At 45.3% G+C, this 5,453-nt stretch carries 6 protein-coding genes; 4 read left to right on the forward strand and 2 right to left on the reverse strand.

The window, feature by feature from the left end:
- The coding region (locus tag AC3DOM_RS15270) for an ABC transporter transmembrane domain-containing protein (protein ID WP_487919905.1) at positions 1–532 on the reverse strand (532 nt) is incomplete at its 3' end.
- A 197-nt stretch (positions 533–729) separates the two neighbouring features.
- Here AC3DOM_RS15270 and AC3DOM_RS15275 point away from each other — a divergent pair.
- On the forward strand, positions 730–1,902 hold the full coding sequence (locus tag AC3DOM_RS15275; RefSeq protein ID WP_487919906.1) for an ATP-binding protein: 1,173 nt from the start codon (positions 730–732) through the stop codon (positions 1,900–1,902).
- Between the two features lie 441 nt (positions 1,903–2,343).
- On the opposite strand, the gene AC3DOM_RS15280 is transcribed toward AC3DOM_RS15275, so the two are convergent.
- Positions 2,344–2,922 carry a hypothetical protein gene (locus AC3DOM_RS15280; protein WP_487919907.1) on the reverse strand — a complete coding sequence of 193 codons (579 nt, stop codon included), beginning with the start codon at positions 2,920–2,922 and terminating at the stop codon, positions 2,344–2,346.
- Positions 2,923–3,014: 92 nt separating this feature from the next.
- On the opposite strand from AC3DOM_RS15280, the gene AC3DOM_RS15285 reads away from it, so the two are divergent.
- The 3 genes from AC3DOM_RS15285 to AC3DOM_RS15295 form a co-directional block, all read left to right on the forward strand.
- Positions 3,015–4,097, forward strand: a complete 1,083-nt coding sequence (locus AC3DOM_RS15285) for an RHS repeat-associated core domain-containing protein (protein ID WP_487919908.1) — start codon at positions 3,015–3,017, stop codon at positions 4,095–4,097.
- A 14-nt stretch (positions 4,098–4,111) separates the two neighbouring features.
- Positions 4,112–4,714 carry a hypothetical protein gene (locus AC3DOM_RS15290; protein WP_487919909.1) on the forward strand — a complete coding sequence of 201 codons (603 nt, stop codon included), beginning with the start codon at positions 4,112–4,114 and terminating at the stop codon, positions 4,712–4,714.
- A gap of 121 nt (positions 4,715–4,835) precedes the next feature.
- A partial coding sequence (locus tag AC3DOM_RS15295; RefSeq protein ID WP_487919910.1) for an RHS repeat-associated core domain-containing protein occupies positions 4,836–5,453 on the forward strand: 618 nt, incomplete at its 3' end.

Here is a 5,453-nt window from a genome sequence, read left to right on the forward strand (position 1 = left end):
AGCCGAAGGTCGAGGTGATCAAGATGAGCGGCAGGATCGGCAGGATGGCGATCAAGGTAAGTTGCCAGTTGACGGCCAGTATAATGCCGAGCGCACCAAAAAGAATAAGAACGATTTGGATCAGATCGACGATGGAGGTGCCGACAAAGTTCTGCACCGCGCGCACATCTTCGATACAGCGTGAAATCAGTTGTCCCGTCTGGGCATGATCGTGATAGGAAAAAGAGAGCTGCTGGATATGCTCATAAAGTCGGTTGCGTAAGTCGTAGCCAACGTGACCCCCAATCCACTCTGAGATATAGCGCTGAAAGGCACTGAGTATAGCGGTGAGCAAACCCAATCCCAGCAACAGGAATGCGGCATAGAGCAGAAAGGATTTATCGGCTTTGGCGATGCCTTCATCGATCACTTGTTGGATAATGCGCGGCACAACGAGCGAGAGGCCAGTCAGTGCAATGAGAATGAAAAAACTAAGCAGAATTTTCGGGATATAAGGTTTGATCAGGGAACTGAGGCGGAATAGCGGATTCATACTCTACAGGATACCAGACTTGCGCGACAAGAACTACAAGACTTCTTGTGGGCGGATTTTCGGGATGGAACCAATAATATTCGACGACCAGCATGTCTATGCGTAAGTCGCAAATACGCAATTGGTTTGCGCTATTGCGTATTCCATGCTATGATCACATTACTGGATTGCTCACAGGTTGCCAATGGAGTAATGGCATGATCGAACGCACGCTTACGAAAAAAATAGTAGCTTTGGCTGAGAAATTTCAGGTGATTACGCTGACCGGGCCGCGCCAATCCGGCAAGACCACCCTGGTCAAAGCTGTATTCCCCGCCCTACCCTATGTATCCTTGGAAGAACCGGATATCCGCCAAATCGCGTTGACCGACCCACGCGGCTTTCTATCCAATTACCCCGATGGCGCCATTCTGGATGAAGTTCAGAACACACCGGATTTATTTTCCTATATCCAATCGCTTGTTGATCAAAACCGCCAGATTCAGTTTATTTTGACAGGCTCATCGAATTTTCTGCTCATGGAAAAGATCAGCCAGACCCTGGCAGGACGTACCGCGATCCTGCACTTGCTGCCATTCTCATTCGCTGAACTGGAACAGGGTGCCCAATCTTTTGATGACTATGAAAGCTTGATTTTCAAAGGACAGTATCCGCGCATTTATGACCGCGCATTGGCCCCCACCGATTTTTATCCGGCTTATATCCAGACTTACGTTGAAAGGGATGTACGCATGATGAAGAATATCGGGGATATCAACACTTTCATCCGTTTCATCCAATTATGCGCCGGGCGCACTGGGCAGTTGCTCAACTACACCAGCCTGGCCAACGATGCTGGCATCAGCCCCAATACAGCTAAAGCGTGGCTATCTGTTTTAGAAAGTTCTTATATCGTCTATCGCTTAGAACCCTTCCACAAAAATTTCAGCAAACGACTGGTGAAATCACCTAAACTTTATTTTTACGATACCGGCTTGGCTTGCTCTTTGCTGGGAATACGTGCTGCGCAACAAGTCAATTCACACTATATGAAAGGCGCTCTTTTTGAAAATCTTGTGATCAATGAATTTGTTAAACGGAACTTGCATCACGGGGAAAGGCGCTATCCTTATTTTTGGCAAGACAGCCGTGGTAAAGAAATTGATTGCTTGCTGGTCGATGGGGAAGCGATTCTGCCCGTAGAAATCAAATCGGGCAAAACGATTTCCAATAGTTATTTCGCTAATCTCAGCTATTGGCGGCACCTGAACAAGTTGCCCGATAGCGCGGGCTACGTGGTTTATGGCGGTGAGCAATCTCTGCAAACGAGCATTGGCTCTTTCATCAGTTGGAGGGAGTTGGACCAGATTTTATTTTTAGGTAGTGACTGAAGCTAAAGCAATTAGCATCTACTGATATTTTATGGGTTGTTTATTCTTGACAGTTTACATGGGGGTAAGTACAATCAAGCCACTTCAAGAGGATGGGAGCACATTAAAAACAAAACTGCACGTTCAGTGCAGTGAAAACTCCAGGTTGTCATAATGCTGTCTAAGTAGTGTCCTAATTCCTGTCTATCTCATTTTACTTCGAGATTGCGCCATGCCCGTCAGGACCGCAGAGCGTAGTTGTCCATACCCTAAGAGTCAAAAACGGCTCTTGAGCAATTGAATAAAACTAATCGGTTCTTTCTATTGACAGGACATACGCAGAAGAGATCGCCCAGTTACCGCTGGGCGATTTTTTGTTGCATAAAGTCCAATGGGGGCAATTGTAACCAAGATCAGCGGGACGGTCAAATCCGGAATGCGTCGGAATAGACAGCTACACCTTTAAGTCCCAATTGTCAAAGAGGGGCCAACCAGCCACCGCCCATCCTCTAGCGGATGAAGGCCCTCCATCAACTGAAACAGGGGCTCATAAACGGGCTTGGGTTTGATCCAGTCAATCCGATTTTCCAGAAGATCGCAGCCAACTTGCTTCAGCAGTAACTTCACCAGCTCCTCGCGTTCCTGTTGCGTGGCCACATCCCAGGCGGATGGCAAATCCAGAAGCGTTTCTGCTGCCCGATGGATGGAAGGTTTCTTGGCCGCTTCAATCCTGGATAATTCTTCCTGCAGAACTTCCACTTCACGCCAGAAGACATGCTCTTCGCCATCATATAAGCCATGCTGTTTCATTTTTCGCAGATCACGTAATGCCTTGCGGATGCGCGTGCGTTCGGCTTCCGGGTCAACCATATCTACATTCTGCTCGAGCAGCGATTTTACTGCCTGCTCCCAATTATCGGGCAGGTGGAATAATTGCATGATGCGTCCAATTTGCGCATCGATCACGGCAGCCTGCTCTTGCGTTTTGCCTTGGTTTCGTTCTTTCATCAGTAGCCTCACTTGGGCGTCGGTTGCGGTCATTGGCTCTCCTTAATGTACTGAGAGTGTAGCCGCTGCCGCGCTCCTATCGGTGGGCATTTCTAGTTGTCGTTCATGGGTAATTCTAATTGTCGTTGAGCGAGATTCGCGATGCGAGCGGATTAACCTATCTCAGGGCACGGTATTTGGATAGCAGCACAGGGCGATTTACGCAAAGAGATCCATCTGGATTAGAAGCCAATGTATATTTGTATGCGGAGGGGAATCCGGGAAATTTAACTGATCCGAGAGGTTTGATTTCAGGATTGTCTGGACCTGGATCTTTTATTAATTGTATAAGAATTCATACTATTATGAAGGGAAATGTATCAATACCTGCAATAGAAGCTGTAAGGATATGCAAAAGCGGGTTCGATCCATCATCATGGTCATTAATGCCTCATGGAAACATTTCTGGCACACCAACGTCAGCTCACAATTTATTCCTTCAATATATAAATGAAAGCGGGACTAAAAACTGGCTTCACTTTAGCGGTAATGAATCTTTGACGCAGGAGTTAGCCCGTGGAACACTGATAAATAATGTGCGGCAATGGTATTATTCCTCTGGCGGGGATTTGAAAAATCATACAAATCCTCAATATCGAGGAGGAGATACCTCTGAGCCCATACACTACAACTTTGGTCTTGCTGACTATATAGCTTCAGGTTTGTTTGATATTAGATTCTCATTTTACAAGCTTAGTTTACCTCTTGAGTTTGTTTTGGGTTCATTCAGGTTCCAAGTGAAAACCATAAAAGATAATGATGGCTCGAAAAGAGTGGGATTCAGAATAGATAATGATATGACAGTAGAATCTGGAACGCATATACTAGGTAGATTGCGAGGAGACTATTCAGGATCTGTAGAGGGTTTAATTGCTAATAGACCTGATTTAGCCTACAAACCTCTGTCAGAAGTTATCAACGAGTATACTTCCACGGGACAACGTCCCATCTCCATACTATCTTCCAGATCTCGATTTGATCAATCTGACACCAATGGTGGAGGAAGTTTATTCCAAACATTTACATGGACTGAACAATATGATCCTTGTATGTTTATAGGAAATATACCTCATGAATTAGTTCCTCACCTTCTTGATGTCGGGGTTTGGGACAACTGGAGAGGTTCTACTGTGTGGCCAGGAAACCCATTCCCTAGAACTGGACCTTAAACAGCGAGGCTAAGATGAAGAAAACGAAATTAGTTATATATATCTTTTTAGTGTTTTTTTTACTATGTAGTGCTAGTTGTATATGGTTTTCTGTTACATATGATTTGTTTAAAAAAGAAGAGATCGGGTGTGACCCAACACCAACATGGGTTTCTGAAAAAGATATAATTGGTACCTGGACGGCACATACCCAAGATTTGGTCATTACCGATACTCTTGTGTTTCGAGATGATGGCATATACAAACAAACTATTCAACGCAAAAAACAAGGGGATGAAGAAAAAGATTTTTACTATGAAACTGATTGGCAGCCTTGGAGTTTGGAAAGGGGAGACAAAGGGATAACATATTTATACTTACAAAATTTGCGACGGTGTGCTCTGGATTACCCCGAACCAATTGAATATAAAGATTGTGACTGGACAGGTGATGGAAGAACCGGTTGGACCGACTACTGTAGCGGTAGCCCAAGAAAACCTTTTCTGGGTGAAGTTGCTCTTACAATACTTGGAACACCATACTATCAGAGTCCTACAGGAACTATATCCGATATTCGATTAGTGATATTTCGCGGATATGAGCATAGTGCTTGGTTTTACCGATTTCAAGAACCCTAAAATGATTTTATTGAAAGATTTTGGAGCATCAAGAAAACTACATAAATAGAGTTGTCACAATGGTCTTGGAGACCGCCACCAGCAAAATGGCATAACCTACACCCTCGATCTGGCTGCCGGTTTGACCCAGGTTTTGGATGACGGGATAAATACTTATCTCTACGGCAACGGCAGAATAGCGCAAGCTGGCAGTGCAACAGAATATTTCCTCGGTGATGCTTTGGGGTCTGGGCGTCAGTTGGCTGATCCCGCTGGTGCGGTGACGCTGACGCAGAGCTATGCGCCTTATGGTGAGACTATTTCGAGTGTTGGTAGTGGCTACAGCGCATACCAATTCACGGGTGAGATGCGTGATAGTTACATTAAGTTAATTTACCTGCGCTCCCGATATTATGCCCCCGAAACCGGACGTTTCCTCACCAAGGATTCTTGGCAGGGCGATTATAACAGACCACTGTCGCTGAACCAGTGGAATTATGTGGAGGGGAATCCAGTAATGTATTCTGATCCAACGGGACATATTAAAAAGGGGAATGAAGCTAAAGAAGCTAGAGAATTAGTAGAGAAATTGCGCAACCAATACAATGTACACATAGAAAAAGATTGGGGCTATCAGCTTATTGCTATTTCTCCACCACCTACGTTACCAGGGGAACTGCCTGGCGACATACAGATTGGTTGTGAATGCAAAATCCGGAGCATATCGTCCACGGATTCCGGAGCATGCCGTCCACTGATT

The sequence above is a fragment of the Candidatus Desulfolinea nitratireducens genome, from assembly GCF_982879505.1.

What these genes read in the sequence shown, in the direction of transcription:
- AC3DOM_RS15290 (WP_487919909.1), top strand. Translation starts at nt 4,112, where the DNA reads ATGAAGAAAACGAAATTAGTTATATATATCTTTTTAGTGTTTTTTTTA.
- AC3DOM_RS15275 (WP_487919906.1), top strand. Translation starts at nt 730, where the DNA reads ATGATCGAACGCACGCTTACGAAAAAAATAGTAGCTTTGGCTGAGAAA.
- AC3DOM_RS15280 (WP_487919907.1), bottom strand. Translation starts at nt 2,922, where the DNA reads ATGACCGCAACCGACGCCCAAGTGAGGCTACTGATGAAAGAACGAAAC.